A 20,984-nucleotide genomic window follows, 5' to 3' on the forward strand; every position below is an offset into this window, starting at 1 on the left:
AGAGTTTAAGGATCAGGAATCTGTCCTTCCTGACTTTTAATATAATTTCGCACTGATTGTCTTTGGTCTGAATCCATTTTCATCCAGTGCTTCAAGAATCTTCTTCTTATGGTCTGTTCCAAATGCTTCCATGGTGATACGAAGTTCTACCGCTGCGTTTCGATTCGTACTTACAAACTGATTATGCTCAAGTTTGATAATATTACCCTGGACATTTGCGATCGTCTCTGCCACGCGTGCAAGCTCACCCGGCTTATCCGGAAGAAGCACGGATACGGAGAAAATACGGTCTCTCTGGATCAGTCCATGCTGAACGATGGAGGACATGGTAATCACATCCATATTTCCTCCACTCAGTACACAGACAACTTTCTTTCCTTTACAGTCAAGCTGCTTCAGTGCTGCCACAGAAAGAAGGCCCGAATTTTCTACGATCATTTTATGATTCTCAACCATATCCAGAAATGCTCCGATCAGCTCATCATCTTCTACCAGAAGAATATCATCTACATTTTCCTGAACATACGGCAGATTCTGATCTCCGACTTCCTTTACAGCCGTTCCGTCTGCAATCGTATTGGCAGAATCAAGTTCTACAACTTCCCCTGCTTTCAGTGCTGCTGTCATGCTGGCTGCCCCTGCAGGTTCAACTCCGATCACTTTGATCTTCGGATTCAGCATCTTTGCAAGTGTTGAAACTCCGGTGATCAGACCACCGCCACCGATCGGGACAAGAATATAATCAACTGTCGGAAGTTCCTGTACGATCTCCATTGCAATCGATCCCTGACCGGTAGCGACATCCAGATCATTAAACGGATGCACAAATGTGTAGCCATTTTCTTCTGCAAGCTTGCAGGCATACTGATATGCATCATCGTATACATCCCCATGAAGTACAACTTCTGCCCCATAGCTCTTGGTTCTGTTTACCTTGATTAAAGGTGTAACTGTCGGCATAACAATCGTTGCCTTGCATCCAAATTCTCTTGCTGCAAATGCAACTCCCTGTGCATGGTTGCCGGCAGAAGCTGTAATCAGTCCTCTGTTCCGTTCTTCCTCTGTCAGCGTACTGATCTTATAGTAAGCTCCCCTGATCTTGTATGCTCCTGTATGCTGCATATTTTCCGGTTTCAGATATACTTTTGCTCCCGTCTGCGTGCTGAGATACTCACTGAAAACCAGCTTTGTAGGATTTGTCACTTTCTTGACAAGTTCACTTGCTTCTTCAAATTTCTCCAATGTCATCATTTTTTTCTTCCTCCCTGTAGAACAGTGCCTTTACAAACTCTTCCGAATCAAACTTCTGCAGATCATCGATTGTCTCACCAACTCCGATATATTTTACCGGGATACCCAGTTCTGCCTGAATCGCTACAGCAATTCCACCCTTTGCAGTTCCATCCATTTTCGTAAGAACGATTCCTGTAATGTCTGTCACTTCATTAAATTCTTTTGCCTGTGCCAGAGCATTCTGTCCCGTCGTGGCATCTAATACGACTAGTGTCTCACGAAAAGCATCCGGATATTCTCTGTCGATTACCCGGTTGATCTTCTTTAACTCTTCCATAAGATTTTTCTTATTATGCAGTCTGCCTGCTGTATCACACAAAAGTACATCCGCTTTTCTTGCTTTTGCGGCTGCTACCGCATCATAGACAACTGACGCAGGATCTGCACCTTCCTGCCCGCCGATCATTTCAACACCGGCACGGTTCGCCCATTCCCTGAGCTGTTCTCCTGCTGCTGCACGGAATGTATCTGCTGCTGCAAGAATTACTTTTTTATTCTGATCTTTCAGCTTTCCTGCAAGCTTTCCGATCGTGGTTGTCTTTCCTACACCATTCACTCCGATCACAAATACTACAGATGTCCGGTTTTCAAACTCATACGCTGTCTCACCTACATCCATCTGCTCCCGGATACTGTCGATCAGAAGCTGCCTGCATTCCAACGGCTCTTTTATATGCTGTTCTTTTACTTTTTCTTTCAGATCTTCTATGATATCCATAGTCGCCCGTACGCCAAGATCCCCCATGATCAGGGTTTCTTCCAGTTCTTCATAAAAATCGTCATCAATCCTGGAAAATCCATGAAAAATACTGTCCATTCCTGATACGATATTATCCCTGGTCTTTGTAAGCCCGGATACCAGTCGCCTGAAAAATCCTTTCTTTTCTTCTCCCATTTCTGCCTCCTACTTCTCCAGTTGGTCTTCCAGAAGATCTACCGATACCAGCGTAGATACTCCCTTTTCCTGCATCGTAATACCATACAGACGGTCTGCTGCCGCCATGGTTCCTCTTCTGTGCGTGATAACAATAAACTGCGTATGCTTCGTAAGTTTATGAAGATACTGTGCATACCGGTCTACATTATTATCATCCAGTGCCGCCTCAATCTCATCCAGCAGACAGAACGGTGACGGTTTCAGATTCTGGATTGCAAATAACAGCGAAATCGCCGTCAGTGCTTTTTCGCCTCCTGAAAGCTGCATCATATTCTGCAGCTTCTTTCCCGGTGGCTGGGCAATGATCCTGATCCCCGCCTCCAGAATATCCTCGTCCTCCATCAGCTCCAGTGTACCTTTTCCTCCTCCGAATAACTGACGGAATACCTCATTAAATTCTTTTGCGATTCTTGCAAACTGCTCGGTAAACTGCTTCCGCATTGCAGTATCCAGTTCCTCGATAATCTGCACAAGTGATGCTTCAGCCTCTACCAGATCATCATGCTGCCCTTTGAGGAAAGTATATCTCTCCGACACATTTTTATAGTCTTCGATCGCATTTACATTAACTGTACCAAGTTTACGGATCTCATTTTTCAAAACCTGGATCTGCCGCTTCATCTCTGCCAGATCGGTCAGCTTTTCATTCCGAAGCTCCATCGCATGATTATAGGTGAGTTCGTATTCTTCCCACATATAATTCATCTGCTTTTCAGATGCTTCTTCATATCCCTCTTTCTGACTGTTCAGACGGAACGTCTCTTTATCAAGATCTGCAATATGCTTTGACAAATCTTCACGGAGCCTCAGAAAATCTTTATTCTTCTGATTCAGTTCTTCTCTCTTTGAAGTCTGACCGTGAATCTCCTGCCTGATCTCCTCAAACAGCTCTTTCGACTCTTCAATGGTCTGCTGTAATTCCCGGATCTTTTCTTCTTTTTCCCGGATCTCCTCAGATGCATTTCCCCGGCTTTCACCAAGTTCTTCCAGTTCATTGCAGAACTTCTGGATTTCTTCCTCAATACGGATCATATTTTCCAAAATAAAGTTATCCTGCTGCTCCAGACTTGCAAGTGAAAGATGTACTTCCTCTGTCTGCTTCAGTTGTGATCCCTCTTCTTTTTTTGTCTGTTCTAACCGGATCTGAAGCTGACTGATCTTTTCATTCAACTCCTTCTCCATATTTTCAGAGGTCTCTAATTCCATCTGGATCGAATCCTCATTATCCGTAATCTCCTGAAGTTCCTGCAGCAGACTTTCCTGTTCTTTCTGATAACCGTCATATTTCTGCTTGGCCTCTAACTGCTTTAACTGCGTCTGCTCAACATTCATCCTCGCAGTCGTCTCCACAACAGAAGCCTTCCGGAGCGTCTGCTGGATCTCATCCGTAGAGCTGTAGATTCCGGCTCTCAGATCTTTCACCTTGCGTACTTCTTCTTCCAAAGTATCCATCTCTGTCTTCAGCATCACTACCGTCTTTTCAAATTCTTCTATCTCCCGGCGTCGGCTCAGCAGATTGCTGGAATTTTTAAATGCACCTCCGGTCATGGAGCCGCCCGGATTGATCAGTTCCCCTTCAAGAGTCACCAGTCTGAGTGTCTGACGATACTTTCTTGCGATTGCGATTCCATGGTCAATCTGATCGACCACGATAGTTTTTCCAAGAAGCTGTTCCGCAAGTCCGCTAAATCTGCTTTCTACATGAACCAGTGTATTCGCAAGTCCGATCACTCCCGGTTCTCTTAAGGCCTCTGCATTGCGGATTCCTCCACTTCCCCGCATACTGGTAAGTGGGAGAAACGTTGCCCGCCCGAACTTATTCCTTTTCAGAAATTCGATCATCCTCTTTGCAGTATTCTCATTGTCGGTTACAATATTCTGAATACTGCCGCCAAGTGCAGTTTCAATCGCAATCTCATATTCTTGCTCTACCTTGATGATATCTGCAACAACTCCGATCAGCCCCGGTTCCTGCTCTTTCTTTGCCATCACCTTCCGGATACTGTTGCCGTAGCCATCGTAGCGTTCTGTAATATTTTTCAGGGATTCCAGCCTGGACGACTCTCTGTGATAAGCGGTCTGGCCGATTTTCAGTTTTTCCTGCTTTTCACGCAGCTCTTTCTGTAACCGTTCAAGTTCCCGTTCATTCTCTGAAATCTTTGCATTACACTCTGCTATTTCTTTCTGAACTGCCTGCAGTTCTTCTTCATGCTTTTTCAGGATCAGATTCTGTTCTTCTGCCTCGGTTGCAACTTCCAGCAATCCTCTGGCAATAACTGCTTTTCTTGTCTGAATCTGTTCTCTTGTCGTATCGAAATGCTGCATCTTTGCAGTCGTTGATGCACGACTTCCAAGCAGCTCCATGATCTCTTTTTTGCACTGCTCGATCTCATCTGTATATTCAGCGATCAAAGACTGCGTATCAATCAACTTCTGCCTGGCCTGTGCATCAGTCCCACGTGCCTTTTCCAGCTTTTCCAGAACATTCTGCTTTTCTTTTTCCAGTTCTTTTTTCTTTGCCGTCCTGGACTCAATTTCTGTATGGATCACTCCTGCACGATGTCCATAATGCTCATCGTTCATCCGAGCTGTATTGATCTGTTCTTTTAAGACGTTGATCTGTCCCTCCAACTGCTGCTTTAAAAGACCGGTCTCATTCATCTGAGTTCTTGCTGTCTCGATAGCCAGATCAATTTCTTCAACCTGCCCCTCTATCAGGTTATACTCCTCTTTCATCTTCTCATAACGGACATTTGCTTCATCCATCTCTGCTGCAGCAAGCTCGTATTTCCCGGCAACATCCCTGATACGTTCTCTCAGCCGTTCTTCCTCCAGAAGGAACATATTAATATCATAGGTCTTCAGTTCCTCTTTCTTTTTCAGATATTCCCTGGCTGTCTCGGACTGACGTTCCAAAGGTCCCAACTGCTTCTCCAGCTCCTGAAGGATATCATTTACCCTGGTCAGATTCTGCCGTTCTTCTTCCAGTTTCTTTAAAGAAAGATTCTTTCTCCGCTTATATTTAACAATTCCGGCAGCCTCATCAAAAAGTTCTCTTCTCTCCTCCGGCTTTCCGCTCAGGATCTTATCAATCTGTCCCTGACCGATAATCGAATATCCTTCCTTTCCGATACCAGTATCGTAGAACATTTCATTAATATCTTTCAGTCTGCACGCTGTACCGTTAATCAGATATTCACTTTCACCCGAACGATACAGCTTTCTTGTAACTGTAACTTCTCCGTACTCAACCGGAAGCTTATGATCTGAATTGTCCAGTGTGATCGCAACAGATGCATAACTTAACGGTTTCCTGTTCTCCGTCCCTGAAAATATAACATCCTGCATACTTCCACCACGCAGTTGCTTCACTCTCTGCTCTCCAAGTACCCAGCGGACCGCATCCGCAACATTACTCTTTCCACTTCCGTTTGGTCCGACAATCCCGGTGATCCCATTATGAAATTCAAACTTTATTTTATTCGCAAAGGACTTAAACCCCTGCACTTCAATGCTTTTTAAATACATAAAGCCCCCGCTTATTTCATACTTCTATACATGATGATCGCCTGATAAGCAGCTTTCTGCTCTGCAGCTTTTTTTGAACGGCCTTTTCCACTGCCATAAGGCTGTCCGCCAATCCTGACTCTCACTTCAAATGTCTTATTATGATCCGGTCCTTCCTCACCAACCAGCTCATATGTAATATTTCCTGCTTTATTTGCCTGTACGATCTCCTGCAAGATAGTTTTACTATCATAAAAGAGTTTCTTATCCTCCAGATCCGTCAGGATAAACCGATGGATAAACTCTTTTGCACTAGTAAAACCACCGTCAAGGTAAATCGCCCCGATCAGTGCTTCCATCGCATCTGATGTGATCGAATCTCTCATTCTTCCACCCGTTGCTTCCTCTCCTTTTCCAAGGAGAAGATAACTTCCCAGATCAATGTCTCTCGCACACATTGCCAAAGATGGTTCGCACACCATACTCGCACGTGTCTTGGTCAATTCTCCCTCGGATACTCTTGGAAGTTCCCCAAAAAGATATTCGCTGGAGATCAGTTCCAGTACTGCATCTCCCAAAAATTCAAGACGCTCATTGCATCTGTATTTTTCCAGATGCTTTTCATTCGTATAAGAACTATGCATCATAGCTCTTTCAAGAAGCTTGTGATTTTCAAAAGTGTATCCGATCTTTTTTTCCAGTTCTTTCAGTCTTTTATCCATAATTCACTTCTCTTTCTTTTATACGCTCCTGTATTGAAAATGAAAAAGCCCATTCGGGCTTTTTCATCTCACTTCCGATTATTCAACAGCCTTTTTTATCTGCTCAACTGCATCCTGCACAGTTGTGATCTTTTCTGCTTCTTCATTGTCGATCTCAATATCGAACTCTTCCTCAATTCCCATAATGATCTGAAAAATATCCAGTGAATCAGCACCTAAATCATCCACAAATGTAGTCTCCGGTGTAATGTCATCTTTCGGAACATTTAATACGTCCGCGATAATTGCCTGCAGCTTTTCAAATTCCATAATTAAAACCTCCTGAATTACTTCTCTTCTTTTTCTTCCACAACTTCCTGTTGGATTGCTTCCCTGATCTTTTCATTGATCTTCTGTTCTTTAAATGTCACACACTGAATGATCGAGTTGCATATCTCTGTTGACTTTGAACTTCCATGCGTCTTCACTACCAGTCCATTCAGTCCAAGCAGGGGTGCTCCACCATGATTACTTGTATCAAAATCCTTTAATACCTTTTTCAGTGCCGGCTTTACAAGCAATGCACCGATCTTACTCCGAAGAGAAGACATCATGCCTTCCTTCACCTTTTTCATAAGACCTCCCGCAACACCTTCATAAAGCTTCAGAATGATATTTCCCGCAAATGCCTCACAGACGATCACATCTGCCACACCATACGGAATATCTCTTGCTTCTACACTTCCGATAAAATTGATATCGCTGCATTCTTTCAACAGTGGAAATGTCTCTTTTACAAGTGCATTTCCCTTCTCTTCTTCTGCACCGATATTCACAATACCAACTGTCGGATTCTTCTTTCCCATAACGCTCTCCATATATATGGATCCCATCCTTGCAAACTGAACAAGATGGGACGGCCGGGCATCTACATTGGCTCCGCAGTCGATCAGAAGTGAAACTCCTTTCAAAGTCGGGATAAGCGGTGCAAGCGGTGGTCTCTCAACCCCTTTAATACGTCCTACAAGCACCTGACCTCCAACGAGGACTGCACCTGAACTTCCTGCAGATACAAATGCATCTGCCTCGCCCTTTTTCACCATCTTCATTGCTACTACAATAGAAGAATCTTTTTTCCCACGGATAGCTTTCACCGGCGGCTCTGCTGTCTCTATCACCTCTGTAGCATTTACAATTTCGATCTGTTCCTTTGGATAAGTATAAGCAGACAGTTCTTTTTTAAGAACCTCTTCTTTTCCGGTCAGCAGTATCTTGATATCATCTCTTCTCTGAACTGCTTCTACTGCTCCTTTTACAATCTCTCCAGGAGCATTATCTCCACCCATGGCATCAAGGGCAACTCTCGTTATCTCAGACATATTCTTTCCTCCTTGCACTACTGAAATCATTCTACTAAAAAACCTGATAAAAATCAATAAATATGTATAAAAAGGGAGTTTCCTCTTAAGCAAAAAATAGAGTGTAAACCTTTCAGGCTTACACTCTATTCTCAGTTTCAAATCATAAATTAGTCAACTGTTACGATCTCACGCTTGTTGTATGATCCGCATGCCTTGCATACACGATGAGGCATCATAAGCTCGCCACATTTGCTGCACTTTACAAGGTTCGGAGCACTCATCTTCCAGTTAGCTCTTCTCTTATCTCTTCTTGCTTTTGAAGATTTATTCTTTGGACAGATAGACATAGGTTACACCTCCTTAAAATTCTTAAATAAGTCACGGACAACTGACATTCTCGGATCAAGTCCCGGTTCTTCACAGTTGCAGGACCCCGTATTCAAATTCTGACCGCACACTTTACATAACCCTTTACAGTCTTCCCTGCACAGGACTTTAACCGGCCAGTCTGACAAAATCTCTCCATACAGGAGTTTGTCCACGTCAAGATGATATCCGTCAATAAAGTTTGATTCATCCAGCTCCTCTGTCAGTTCTGCGTCGGAGAGGCCTACGTCCACATGCTTTGCACAATCAAGTACAAACTCCCTTTTCACATCATCCAGGCATCTGTCACATGGTATCGCGACTACAATCCTGGTCTCAGCGTTCACGAGCAGTTCTTTTCCCCTTATATGCTCCACTCTAACATGAACCGGCTCTTTACTGATAATGGGGTAGGTTCCGGATTTCATCCGGATCTCTTCCATCTCCAGCCGCACAGTTTCTTCAACCGTCTTATGCTGGTCTGACAAAACGTCTGATAGGTTAATTAACATAATGTATTTCTCCTATTCATACCTAAATTATTATATCATGGAAAACTTTTTTGTCAACCTAATTTTTAAAAATCTTTTTCTGCTGCATGAAAAAGGGCAGTTATGTTCTCTCAAACTTTCCTGCCCTGTTAATAATCAGATTTTTTAATCTTTTCAGATCATAAGATGCCAGGGTCAAAAGGTCTAAGCCCATATGAGCTTGCTCATAGGTGGGTGAAAGACCTTAGGGCCCGCCCCGATATGAGCATAAAAGTGGGATGATAATCCCACGATATGCGAATATTGGGTAGGATTGTGGGAGTGCGTAGCACGGAGCAATCCGTAGGCATCAAAGTCGGGGGCTTTTGACCCCGACATCATCATAATTTTATATCTTGTTATTATGAAGTTTATTTTACAAGTGCAAGTGTCTCACGTGCAATAGCAAGCTCTTCATTTGTAGGAATTACAAAGACTCTTACCTTGCATCCAGGCTTTGTGATCTCACCCTGCTCGCCTCTGAACTTCTCATTCGCATCAGGATCAAGTTCAACACCAAGATATCCCAGATAGCTGCATACCTGCTCTCGTACATAGCTTACATTCTCACCGATTCCTGCTGTAAATACAATATCATCCACACCATTCATCGCTGCTGCATAAGCTCCGATATATTTTGCTACTCGATAAGCAAATACTTCCAGTGCGATCTTTGCTTTCTTGTCTCCTTCAGCCATTGCTCCTGTCAGGTCACGGAAGTCACTGGAGATTCCGCCTGAGAGTCCGAATACACCGGATTTCTTATTCAGTACATTCATGATGCCTTCGATATCAAGATTTTCCTTCTGTGCAATAAACTCCATGATCGCCGGATCAATATCTCCTGAACGGGTACCCATAACCAGTCCCTCAAGAGGTGTAAGTCCCATGGATGTATCAACGGATTTTCCATTGAGTACAGCAGATACGCTTGCACCATTTCCAAGGTGGCATACGATGGTCTTTACTTCATCATATGCTTTTTCCATCACCTCAGCCGCCTTTTTAGAAACATAGCTGTGGCTTGTACCATGGAAACCATAACGTCTTACTTTATATTTTTCATAATATTCATATGGAAGACCATACATATAAGCTTTTTCAGGCATTGTCTGATGGAATGCTGTATCAAATACTGCAACCATAGGAGTTCCCGGCATCAGCTTTTCGCATGCTTCAACTCCGATCAGGTTTGCAGGATTATGAAGTGGTGCAAGATCATTACACTCTTCTACAGCCTTTTTCACTTCCTCCGTAATCACAACAGAAGACGCAAACTTTTCACCGCCATGGACAATGCGGTGTCCTACTGCCCCGATCTCGCTTAAGCTCTTGACAACACCAGTCTTTTCATTCGTCAGTGCATCAATGACAAACTGGATTGCTTCTGTATGGGTCGGCATGGCCTTTTCAGAAATTTCTTTTTCTCCGCCAGCCGGCTGATAAGTCAGACGTCCGTCAATTCCGATTCTTTCACAAAGTCCTTTTGCGAGTACCTCTTCTGATTCAGCGTTGATCAACTGGAATTTCAGAGATGAGCTTCCGCAGTTAATAACTAAAATATTCATTTTCTTTTATTTCCTCCCGAAACAAATCTTACCATTCTTACTTATTCAGCCTGTGCCTGTACTGCTGTGATTGCAACAACACCTACAATATCTTCCGCACTGCATCCACGGGAAAGGTCATTGACCGGTGCTGCAATTCCCTGAGTCAGAGGACCGTAAGCTTCTGCTTTTCCAAGTCTCTGAACCAGCTTATATCCGATATTACCTGCATCGAGGTCAGGGAATACAAGTACATTTGCATGTCCTGCAACTTTGCTTCCCGGTGCTTTGGATGCTCCGACTTCCGGAACGATCGCTGCATCAAGCTGAAGTTCTCCGTCAAGTGCAAGCTCCGGTGCAAGTCCCTGAGCAATTTTTGTAGCTTCTACTACCTTATCAACATCTGCATGCTTTGCACTTCCTTTTGTAGAATGAGAAAGCATAGCAACAACCGGCTCTTTTCCTACAAGAAGCGTGAAAGAATCTGCTGAAGAAATTGCAATATTTGCAAGCTTTTCCGGATCTGGATTCTGCTCCAGACCTGCATCTGCAAATACAAATGTTCCGTCTGCACCCATATCGCAATCCGGAACTACCATCAGGAAGAATGCGGATACCAGCTTTGTACCCGGTTTCGTCTTCAGGATCTGAAGGCACGGACGAAGTGTATCTGCTGTAGAATGGCATGCTCCTGATACCATACCGTCAGCATCCCCCATCTTCACCATCATTACCCCATAATAAAGGTAATTATTCAGAAGCAGCTCTTTTGCCTGCTCCGGTGTCATACCTTTCTTCTGTCTCAGTTCAACCAGTTTTGCAATATAACCTTCTGTTCTTGCATCTGTAGCAGGATCTACGATCGCAGCACCGGAGATATCATATGTACCTTTATTTTTCTCAATCTCCTCTTTGCTTCCAACAAGCACCAGATCAGCAATTCCTTCTTTTAATACTGCCTCTGCTGCCTTATAAGTTCTTTCGTCCTCTGTCTCAGGGAGAACGATTGTCTTTTTGCAAGCTTTCGCTCTTGCCTTGATTTCATCAATAAATCCCATGACTTTTGTGCCACCTTTCTTTTAATTTCACTGCAATTTATTATAATACAAAGGTTTTTTGTATACAAGTGGGTTTCATGTGCATTTTCAAATACAATCTTTCTTTTTTCAGATCTTTTTTTATAGCTTTGTTACATATTTATCAATGTCAGACAAATTGTTCTTCAAAAAGAACAATCTCTGTCTCTTTCACACATTTTCATAGATGAAAAAATGCTGTCACAATATTAAAATAAACCAGAATTGTACACGTATCCAGTATGGTCGTGATCAACGGTGCCGCCATAATTGCCGGATCAAGCCCTAACTTTTTAGCCAACAGAGGAAGGACACATCCGATACATTTTGCCATCGATACAACAGCGATCATCGTCAGTCCAAGTGCACCTGCGAGCATCACATTCTGATCATACATAATATAGATGCGAAGTCCATTTACAACCGCAAGCATCAGACCTACAACCACAGCTACCCGGATTTCTTTGAAAAGCACCCGGAAAATATCTTTAAACTCAATCTCTCCCACTGCAAGTCCACGGATCACCAATGTCGAACTCTGAGAGCCACAGTTTCCTCCTGTTCCCATCAGCATCGGAATAAATGTGATCAATACCGGCATTACTGCCATGGCATCCTCATAATGCCCGAGTATCTCTCCTGTTACCGTTGCTGACAGCATCAGGAGCATCAACCATAAAGAACGGTTCTTTGCATGCTGAAATACTGAAGTTCCAAAATAAGAATCTTCATTCGGACTGACACCCGCCATAATACTGATGTCCTCTGTTGTCTCATCCTGCAAAACAAGCATGGCATCATCAACTGTAACAATTCCCACCATGCAGTCTTCATGATCCAGGATCGGAATTGCAACAAGTCCGTATTTGTTGATCTGATTGGCCACCTGTTCCTGATCATCCAGCGTTCTTGCATAAATAACATTCTCATCCATGATCTCCTCGATCAGCCTGGACTCCCCCGCTGTCAGCAGATCTTTCACATCCACCACTCCGATCAGCTTTCTCTTTTCTGTCACATAACACGTATAAATCGTCTCACGGTTGATCCCCACCTGCCGGATTTTAAGGATCGCATCTGCAACCGTCATCTCTTTCCGCAGGCTGATGTATTCTATATTCATAATACTGCCTGCACTGTCTTCCGGATATTGTAACAGAGTATTGATCTGCTTTCTTGTCTCCTCATCCGTTGCCATCAGCAGACGATCCACAACATTGGCCGGCATTTCCTCCAGTACATCTACTGTATCATCCACATACATCTCATCCATGATCTCTTTTAACTCAGAATCCGTCAATGCTTCAAGCAGTTCTTCCCTCATATCACTGTTCATATCAGTAAAAACTTCCGCTGCTTCTTCCTTTGAAAGGAGACGGAATACCAGCATTCTCTGCTTCTTATCCAGTTCTTCCATGGCATCGACAAGATCCACAGGATGCAGATTTTCCAATTCCTCTTTCAGTTCTTTAAAATTACGTTCTTCTAAAAATTTTATAATCTGATCTGCAGTCAGTTTCTGTTCCTGCTCCATGTCTCTGCACCTTCTTCACTTAAATTTTGACCCTGCTATCTTTTTATAGTATAATAGGTACAAAAATGATATACAAGTATTAACTGATAGATATAGTATTGCAATAGGAGATTTCTATGAAAATTGTTGGTCTGATCACAGAATACAACCCATTCCATAACGGTCATTTATACCATATCCGCGAATCGCTCCGCATTACCGGTGCCGATGCTGCTCTTGTTGTTATGAGCGGCGATTATGTTCAGCGTGGTACTCCCGCCATCATGCCGAAACGTCTCCGTACTGAAATGGCTCTTTATTGTGGAGCTGGAGCTGTTCTTGAACTTCCCGTCTGCTATGCTACCGGAAGTGCTGAATTTTTTGCTCTCGGAGCAATTTCTCTTTTAGACAGTCTCGGGATCGTCGATTCTGTCTGCTTTGGAAGTGAATGCAGTGATCTTCCTCTGCTGCAGAAGATTGCCGGCCTTTTAGTCGATGAGCCTGAACAATACCGTGAAATTCTCCGGCATGAATTAAAGCTTGGCAAATCATTTCCTGCAGCACGACAGACAGCAGTCGTTTTCTGCACCGGCGATCCTCGATGTGCCGACATTTTAAAAGATCCGAATAACATCCTCGGCATTGAATATCTGAAAGCCTTAAAAAAATGCGGAAGTTCTATCCGTCCTTATACAATCCGGCGAAAGGGAGCAGGATATCATAGCAGCCAACTTGACGAACTGTATAGCTCTGCTTCTGCGATCCGTTCCCTCCTGGCATATTCCAGCTCGTCCATTCATACAGAATTTGCAGGAGATGATTCCACAGAGCTTTCTTTTTCCGATATTCTCAATGAACTGGGAAATCAGGTTCCAAAAAAGTGTCTGGAACTTCTGTCTGATTTTCATAAGATCCAGTACCCGGTTTATCAGAATGATTTTTCATTAATCTTAAAATACAAACTTTTGAACAAGCATCCTGAAAGCCTCGTCCGTTATATGGATGTCTCGCCCGAACTCGCCGCAAGGATCTGTACCAGTTTAAATGATTTCTTTAATTATAAGCAGTTTGCCGGACTTCTGAAGACAAAGGAACTGACCCAAACCCGTATTAACCGGGCATTGCTTCATATTATGCTCGGAATCAAAAAAGATTCTGTATCTGAATATATGAACAGCGGATATAACTTCTATGCACGACTGCTCGGATTCAGAAAGGACTGTTCCCAGATTCTTACCGAAATATCAAAAAAAAGCTCCCTGCCGCTTCTGACAAAGCTTGCTGAAAGCCGGGAACTCTGTGAGCTTGGACAGCGAATGCTGCGGGATGATATCCTCGCATCAAATTTATATACTTCCGTTGTGACAGACAAATTTAAGACAGCATTTCTCAATGAATATAAACAGAGGATAATCAAGATATGAAATTTGTAGTTGTTGGGGTGAAAATGTTTCGGCAGCCAGAAAGATTTTAATAGAAGAGCATCCATATCCGCCCTTGCTGTTGCATCGCAGTGCAGGACCCGCTTTACCTCAGCCCGTTGACAACTTGTAACAGGAACGTGCAAACACTCGTGCAGAGGCACTCCTGTTTATGTTCCTTAACAAGTTGGGCAAAGTGTCTTCGGAACGCTCCTTGTCAATGCACTGCTCACGCAACAGCAAGGGCGGATATTAGGCTTTTCAAATCAGAAAATTTTCCCTCATGCCAGAACAGTTTCTCCCAACAAACACGAAATTCCAATAAGAAATAAAGAGCCGGATGGCTATCGACGAAGATAAATGCTCCATCAAATAGTAAATACAATATCTATTATCTGATATTTACGATCGAGTATCTTAGTCTATAGCCATCCGGCTTTTTTCTATTCTTTTTAAATTTGTATTGTTGAGTGACTACGCTGTGGAGTCAGAAAAAAACTTCTTACTGTGACTACCAGCGGAAAGCAGGGTGTTCCTGAGCAGGTGCATTAGCGTAGAGCGTTCCGAAGACACTTTGCAGCGTTTGTTAGAGAACGTAAATCGAGTGCCTTTGCACGAAGATTTCCACTTTCGAGTTACAAACGGTCAACGGGCTGAGGTAAAGCGGGCCTGCACCGCGAAGGAATATCTCTGCTTTCCGCGTCCGCTCTGCCACATAGAAGTTTTCTGCTTTCCAAGCGTATCCCCCCCAACAAATACAAATTTATAATCTCTTCGCAATCGCCTTAATAAATCCTTCACTGTTCAGTACGGTTGGATTTTCAAGTGTTGTGATCAGTGCGAGATCTTTCGTCATTTCTCCTGCCTCGATTGTATCAATCGTTGCCTTTTCAAGCTTATCAGCGAACTCCATCAGTTCTTTATTGCCATCAAGCTCTCCTCTTTTTCTGAGAGCACCTGTCCATGCAAAGATCGTTGCAACAGAGTTTGTAGATGTTTCCTCACCTTTCAGATGCTTATAATAGTGACGCTGTACTGTTCCATGGGCAGCCTCGTATTCATAATATCCATCCGGAGATACAAGTACAGAAGTCATCATGGCAAGAGATCCAAAAGCGGAGGATACCATATCACTCATTACATCTCCATCATAGTTCTTACATGCCCAGATATATCCACCTTCTGATTTCATGACACGGGCAACTGCATCATCAATCAATGTATAGAAATAGGTGATTCCTGCTTCTTTGAACTTCTCATCATATTCTGCATCATAAATTTCCTGGAAGATATCCTTAAATGTATGATCGTACTTTTTAGAGATCGTATCTTTTGTTGCAAACCACAGATCCTGCTTTGTATCCAGTGCATAGGAAAAGCAGCTTCTTGCAAAACTTTCAATAGACTTATTGATATTATGCATTCCCTGTACGATTCCCGGTCCGTCAAATTCATGTACCAGTTCTTTTGTCTGACTTCCATCTTCTGCTGTATAAACCAGCTCTACTTTCCCTGCTCCAGGAATTTTCATTTCAGATCCTTTATATACATCACCATACGCATGTCTTGCGATCGTGATCGGCTTTTTCCAGTTCTTAACACACGGCTCAATTCCCTTTACAACAATCGGTGCACGGAACACTGTTCCATCAAGAATTGCACGAATTGTTCCATTCGGACTTTTCCACATTTCTTTCAGGTCATATTCATCCATACGTGCTGCATTCGGAGTGATCGTTGCACATTTTACGGCTACTTTGTATTTCTTAGTCGCAAGTGCTGAGTCAATCGTTACCTGATCATCCGTCTCATTTCTATGCTCAAGACCGAGATCATAATATTCCGTCTTAAGATCAATGTATGGCTCTAAAAGATTTTCTTTGATCATCTTCCAGAGAATCCTTGTCATCTCATCTCCATCCATCTCGACCAGTGGGGTTGTCATTTTAATTTTTTCCATTGTCTGTTTCCTCCTGCTTATCATTTATATTGACTATTCATTCGTAGTTATGAATGAGTAATTCACGGATCCGATTTTCTGCCAGGCTATAACTCAGTTTTCTAATAGCCCTGCCTTTTCAAATTTTGTATTACATGTAAAATATGTTCATCAGCTAATTGTTCTGCCTGATCGGCATCTCTTTCTTTAATTGCCTGAAGGATCTGCTTATGCTCCCGAATTGATTTTCTCGCCCGTTCTTCCGACACGATTGAATCTTTTCTTGCCGACTGGACATATTCATGGAAATCTGATAAAACTCTCGCAAGCATACGACTGCCTGATGCCTCATACAAAATTGTGTGAAACCGTCCGTCCAGCCCTGTCACCTGCTCTGTATTAAAAGCATTTCCTTTCTTCATTTGAAATTCTGATAACAGAATCGTCTCTTCCAGTCTGTCAATCTGTTCCTCTGTGATATTCTCCACAGCCCATCTTGCACAAAGCCCCTCTAATGTAGACCTCATATAATAAATATCCCAGATATCTTTTTTCGAGATGCCATTAACATAAGCTCCTCTGTTCGGCACGATTGAAACCAGTCCCTCCAGTTCCAACTGACGAAGTGCTTCTCTGACCGGAGTTCTGCTGACTCCAAGCTCTTTCCCCAGCGTTGCTTCTTTCAATTCATCATTCTGCTTATATTTCCCTTTCAGAATATCTTCACGGATTCTCTGGAAAACTCTTCCTCCGAGCGAATGTTCCTGATGCTCTTCCATTTTGTCTCCTCTCATCCTTTTTCCCACAGCGGGCAATGCACTGACCAACGATACATTCCAGTATCTCTTTTTGCATTCTTGTATAATTGTATACAATTATACATCTTTTGTCAAGTTTCGATTCGAGAAATTCATTTATCCAGATTTTTCAAAAACATTCATTGTCTTAAGAAACCCCAAGTGAACTGCTTCCCGTCAAGTAGACAATCAAAAAAACAAAAACTATTTCTGCCACCAGATGCGAAAAACTGGTGGCAGTTTTATGCCGCCAACATATACTGTTCGTGTTTTTCAAACGGAGTTAATACTCCAAGATTTCTTTGTAACCGTTTCGTGTTGTAATACTCAATGTAATCTTCGATCATAGTAATAAGAGATTCTCGATCAGTAAATTTTTTGCCGTAATAGCGTTCTCTCTTTAGGATTCCCCAAAACCCTTCCATTGGACCATTGTCAATACATTTTGCAACTCTGGACATACTTTGAGTTATTCCTGCAGCTTCTAATTTTGCGTGAAAAGTACGACTTGTGTATTGGTAACCTCTATCAGAATGACACAATGGATGAGCATTCGGATTACTTTCAATAGCTTTGTCAAAAGTATCAAATACTAACGCATTATTATTGCTGTCTCTAATTACGTAGGATACAATCCGTCTATCATAAAGATCCAGAATGGCACTTAGATATACTTTGTGTTTTTCTTGTCCGGTATAATATTTAAACTCTGTAACATCAGTAAGCCATTTTTCGTTTGGAGCATCAGCATAAAATTCTCGATTCAATACATTTTCAGCTATAAATTGTGGATTTGCAGCCTGACGCGTGCATCCATTGTTTGAGTACTTAATTGTTGATTTGATATTCTTTTTTCTGCAAATGCGAAGTACTCGTTTATCATTCACTTTTATATCATGATAGCGTTCTAGGTCGTCTCGTATTCTTCGGTAACCTTTGTCTGGAGAGTCTGTATGTATTTGTTCAATCGTTTCTGCAATACGCTCATTTTCTATCTCATTAGTCGGAATTTCCCTATTTAACCACTTGTAATAGGCTGCTCTACTTACATTTCCCAATTTACAAAGAGCACTAATTGGATGAACCGCTCCCCGTCAAGTAGACAATTGAAAAAATATAAATTTTTCCTGCCAGCAGATAAATTTCTACTGGCAGTTTTTATGCAGCTTGCAAGTAAATTTCGTATTTTTCCATTGGCGTTAAAATTCCGAGATTCCTTTGCAAGCGTTTATTGTTGTAGTAATCTATATAATCTTCGATCATTTTTACGAGAGTACATCTATCAGTGAATCGTTTTCCATAATATCGCTCTCTCTTCAGAATTCCCCAAAAGCCTTCCATTGGCCCATTGTCGATACATTTAGCAACTCGCGACATGCTTTGTGTTATTCCAGCATTTACAAGTTTTGTATGAAATGTCCTGTTCGTATATTGGAATCCCCTGTCACTGTGAAACAGCGGCTGCGCACCAGGGCTTCCTTTGGGCAGGATACGACGTATCAATTCATGGTTGACTTCACAGGCTCCTTTTTGATAAGGAGCACTTGGATCGCAATAAAATATCTTTGTTCTATTGCATGGAATGGTGCTACGTTTTTCTATTTCCTTTGGATTTGAAAACTCACTTCCGTTATCTGTCAGAATAACCGGAAACAAGCTGTTAAATGTTTTTGCCCCAAGAACTTCATCCAATAAGTTTATGATCTCTATTACAGAAGCTGATGTATTTGCATCCCGCAAAAAAGCCAGCATGAGACTGCTTTCTACAAAGTGTATGGTAAGAAGACATTTTCCTCCCACACGACCAATAACGCTATCCATTTGTACAATGGTCGTTTCTGGATGTGCTCCCAGATATTTTTGAAAGTCAGCGTAACTTCGGTCAATACGGCAGCCTCGGTCAACTTTAAATTCAGGCTTCTTATAACGAGGACGGTATTTCACTTTACGGGGTAGATCAATGTTCCTGATATCAAAGAGCTGGGCATCCACATAGTTATACAATGTCTTCTCACTGCACATCAGTTCATCTACATGATCAAGATAGATCTGATGAAGCGACTGCCCGTTTTTAACCAAAGGACTGATGATCCCGTTAATTCTTGCAATATCATCTTCGTTGGACATGATACCGGTTCTGGCTTCCGAAACAGCATGATGTGCTCTCTCATGTGCATCTGCTGGATCATAAATACGCTTTAGTAACGTACATTTCGGCAGCTGACTGCAGCCATTACAAACATAAGGTGGCTTACTTTTAACAGAACAGACATCTTCTACAAAATCAGAACAATGTAAGGTGCATTCAGAACATAGGCTACATTTGTAAGCAGATTGGTGTGTACAGCTTGTTCCGCAAATCCTTTTTGCTTTGCACGTAGCACGGAATTTACAAGGATTATACGGATATCCAGGACGACCGCTTTTCTTGTCATAGGAATACTTTTTAATCTCCTTGGCAATGGTTGTACGGTCCTTTCCTAACTCTGTGCCAATTGCCCCAAAAGAGGCATTCTCCTGAAGGCGTTGAGCAATAATCATTCGATCTTCATAAGATAAAAGCTTTGACATGGTGACTCCTTTCCAGCCGCCAGAAATCAAAGCATAACAGAAAAGAGACCAACTATCCAGTCAGTCTCAATTCATTTGTAAAAGAAAATCCATACCTTTCTTTTACACTGATAACTATTAACTTTTACACTTATCCAAGATAGCGGGGATGGAATCTTGGATTACAATTGAGGAACTTTATGCTTTTCCATCCCAATATAATAATGGAATTCTGTCACATCAGTGAGCCATTTTTCATTTGGTGCTTTGGCAGTGAACTCCCGATTAAGTATGTTTTCAGCTATATACTGAGGGTTTGCAGACTGTCTTGTGCACCCGTTGTTAGAATACTTGATAGTTGATTTTATATTAAGTTTACGACAAATGCGTAGCACACGTTTATCGTTTACATCAATACCATGATATCGTTCCAGATCATCTCTGATCCTTCGATAGCCTTTATCCGGTGAGTCTGTATGAATCTTTTCTATCTCGTCGGCAATAAACCTATTCTTTCGTTCACTTTTAGGAATTTCTCTGTGTAACCATTTATAATAAGCTGCCCTAGAAACATTACCAAGTTTACAAAGTGCAGCAATTGGATAATTATGTTCTTTGTGTTCTTCTTTGATTGCCTGATATATATGTTCATGACGAATCAGGCTTAGTCCCGCCTCCTCTCTATTTCTTCGAGTTTTTTTAAAAAAGATGCCTCCATTTCAGCACGTTCTTTCTCTGCTTTTAAAATTTTAACTTCAGCTCGCAGCTTTTCTAATTCACTCATCTCATCGGGATGTTTTCGTTTGCCACGGTTATCTCTTAAAGCTTCCACTCCACCAGCTTCATATTTGACTATATAATTGCGAGCCTGTTGATAGGACACCTGGTATAGTTCTGCTGTTTGGGTATAATTATGATCATGTGCGATACAATACTGTACTATTTCAACCCGCTCTTCAAAAGTGGTTTTTCTTCCTTTGGTCATGATAATGTTTCCTCCTGTTCCAGAAGATTTTAATTCTTCATGACCATTATACTTCTTTATCCAAGTTTGTAACTTACCTTTTGAACGGATTCCATATTTTTTGCAGATATCATCTTGAGAACCATAGCCTGCTAAATAATCTAAAACTGCTTGTTGTTTCAATTCTTTGGAATATTTTTTATTCCCTTTCAATGTGAATGCATTTGAGCCCATAGATTCATAGTTTCTAATCCATTGTTGGACAGAAGCGAGACTTACATCAAACATATGGGCAATTCGCTGTTGGCTTTCTTTTCCATCCAGATATAGATTTACAGCATATATTTTATCCTCAACAGATACTTTTCTTTTAGACATAAAATAGGCTCCCTCCTAAGTGACAAGTTTTTATTATTTCACTTGTCTACCTAGAAGGGAGCATATTAAATCGTGTTAAAGCGACAGCCCCTTTATTTTCAATG

18 protein-coding genes are annotated in these 20,984 nt (G+C 42.1%); 1 reads left to right on the forward strand and 17 read right to left on the reverse strand.

All coding sequences use genetic code 11. The features are described from left to right. Window positions 1–36: 36 nt before the first annotated feature. The 11 genes from ilvA to mgtE all read right to left on the reverse strand — a co-directional run bounded on the left by ilvA (window position 37) and on the right by mgtE (window position 12,852). On the reverse strand, window positions 37–1,251 hold the full coding sequence (gene ilvA, locus NQ541_RS06710; protein WP_005611885.1) for a threonine ammonia-lyase: 1,215 nt from the start codon (window positions 1,249–1,251) through the stop codon (window positions 37–39). Continuing rightward, on the reverse strand, window positions 1,229–2,188 hold the full coding sequence (gene ftsY / locus NQ541_RS06715; RefSeq protein WP_005611883.1) for a signal recognition particle-docking protein FtsY: 960 nt from the start codon (window positions 2,186–2,188) through the stop codon (window positions 1,229–1,231). Before ftsY ends, ilvA begins: the two co-directional genes overlap by 23 nt. Window positions 2,189–2,197: 9 nt before the next feature. Continuing rightward, the gene (gene smc, locus NQ541_RS06720) at window positions 2,198–5,758 is read right to left on the reverse strand and encodes a chromosome segregation protein SMC (RefSeq protein ID WP_005611882.1); all 3,561 of its coding nucleotides are present in this window, start codon (window positions 5,756–5,758) and stop codon (window positions 2,198–2,200) included. A gap of 11 nt (window positions 5,759–5,769) precedes the next feature. Beyond that, entirely contained in the window at window positions 5,770–6,459 is a 690-nt protein-coding gene (gene rnc / locus NQ541_RS06725; RefSeq protein WP_005611880.1) for a ribonuclease III, read from the reverse strand. Between the two features lie 78 nt (window positions 6,460–6,537). Further along, window positions 6,538–6,768 carry an acyl carrier protein gene (gene acpP, locus NQ541_RS06730; RefSeq protein WP_005611878.1) on the reverse strand — a complete coding sequence of 77 codons (231 nt, stop codon included), beginning with the start codon at window positions 6,766–6,768 and terminating at the stop codon, window positions 6,538–6,540. A gap of 17 nt (window positions 6,769–6,785) precedes the next feature. Then, entirely contained in the window at window positions 6,786–7,817 is a 1,032-nt protein-coding gene (plsX, locus tag NQ541_RS06735) for a phosphate acyltransferase PlsX (RefSeq protein ID WP_023923321.1), read from the reverse strand. A gap of 149 nt (window positions 7,818–7,966) precedes the next feature. After that, window positions 7,967–8,146 carry a 50S ribosomal protein L32 gene (rpmF, locus tag NQ541_RS06740; RefSeq protein WP_005611874.1) on the reverse strand — a complete coding sequence of 60 codons (180 nt, stop codon included), beginning with the start codon at window positions 8,144–8,146 and terminating at the stop codon, window positions 7,967–7,969. A gap of 3 nt (window positions 8,147–8,149) precedes the next feature. Then, window positions 8,150–8,677 carry a YceD family protein gene (locus NQ541_RS06745; RefSeq protein WP_005611872.1) on the reverse strand — a complete coding sequence of 176 codons (528 nt, stop codon included), beginning with the start codon at window positions 8,675–8,677 and terminating at the stop codon, window positions 8,150–8,152. Between the two features lie 389 nt (window positions 8,678–9,066). Continuing rightward, window positions 9,067–10,263 (reverse strand): acetate kinase, encoded by a 1,197-nt coding sequence (locus NQ541_RS06750; RefSeq protein ID WP_005611869.1) that lies wholly within the window; start codon window positions 10,261–10,263, stop codon window positions 9,067–9,069. A 41-nt stretch (window positions 10,264–10,304) separates the two neighbouring features. After that, window positions 10,305–11,300: a phosphate acetyltransferase gene (pta, locus tag NQ541_RS06755; protein WP_005611867.1), complete on the reverse strand. Its 996-nt coding sequence runs from the start codon at window positions 11,298–11,300 to the stop codon at window positions 10,305–10,307. A 199-nt stretch (window positions 11,301–11,499) separates the two neighbouring features. After that, window positions 11,500–12,852, reverse strand: a complete 1,353-nt coding sequence (gene mgtE / locus NQ541_RS06760) for a magnesium transporter (RefSeq protein ID WP_005611864.1) — start codon at window positions 12,850–12,852, stop codon at window positions 11,500–11,502. Window positions 12,853–12,968: 116 nt separating this feature from the next. Here mgtE and NQ541_RS06765 point away from each other — a divergent pair, with 116 nt between their 5' ends. Then, on the forward strand, window positions 12,969–14,255 hold the full coding sequence (locus NQ541_RS06765) for a tRNA(Met) cytidine acetate ligase (protein WP_005611863.1): 1,287 nt from the start codon (window positions 12,969–12,971) through the stop codon (window positions 14,253–14,255). 760 nt (window positions 14,256–15,015) lie between these two features. Here NQ541_RS06765 and NQ541_RS06770 read toward each other — a convergent pair. From NQ541_RS06770 to NQ541_RS06790, 6 genes are all read right to left on the reverse strand, one after another. Beyond that, window positions 15,016–16,212 carry an NADP-dependent isocitrate dehydrogenase gene (locus NQ541_RS06770; protein WP_023923312.1) on the reverse strand — a complete coding sequence of 399 codons (1,197 nt, stop codon included), beginning with the start codon at window positions 16,210–16,212 and terminating at the stop codon, window positions 15,016–15,018. 101 nt (window positions 16,213–16,313) lie between these two features. Beyond that, the gene (locus NQ541_RS06775; RefSeq protein ID WP_023923310.1) at window positions 16,314–16,970 is read right to left on the reverse strand and encodes a GntR family transcriptional regulator; all 657 of its coding nucleotides are present in this window, start codon (window positions 16,968–16,970) and stop codon (window positions 16,314–16,316) included. Window positions 16,971–17,230: 260 nt separating this feature from the next. Beyond that, on the reverse strand, window positions 17,231–18,046 hold the full coding sequence (locus NQ541_RS06780; RefSeq protein ID WP_005611859.1) for an IS3 family transposase: 816 nt from the start codon (window positions 18,044–18,046) through the stop codon (window positions 17,231–17,233). A 100-nt stretch (window positions 18,047–18,146) separates the two neighbouring features. Next, on the reverse strand, window positions 18,147–19,559 hold the full coding sequence (locus NQ541_RS06785) for an IS3 family transposase (protein ID WP_005611858.1): 1,413 nt from the start codon (window positions 19,557–19,559) through the stop codon (window positions 18,147–18,149). A gap of 161 nt (window positions 19,560–19,720) precedes the next feature. Further along, entirely contained in the window at window positions 19,721–20,248 is a 528-nt protein-coding gene (locus tag NQ541_RS13335; RefSeq protein ID WP_181973211.1) for an IS3 family transposase, read from the reverse strand. Next, a complete protein-coding gene (locus NQ541_RS06790; RefSeq protein ID WP_005611856.1) occupies window positions 20,203–20,880 on the reverse strand; it encodes a helix-turn-helix domain-containing protein in 678 nt (225 codons plus the stop codon). The genes NQ541_RS13335 and NQ541_RS06790 overlap by 46 nt, the downstream gene beginning before the upstream one ends. Between the last annotated feature and the right edge of the window lie 104 nt (window positions 20,881–20,984).

The organism is [Ruminococcus] lactaris ATCC 29176 (assembly GCF_025152405.1).
In the GTDB taxonomy this organism is placed as follows: Bacteria; Bacillota; Clostridia; order Lachnospirales; family Lachnospiraceae; genus Mediterraneibacter; species Mediterraneibacter lactaris.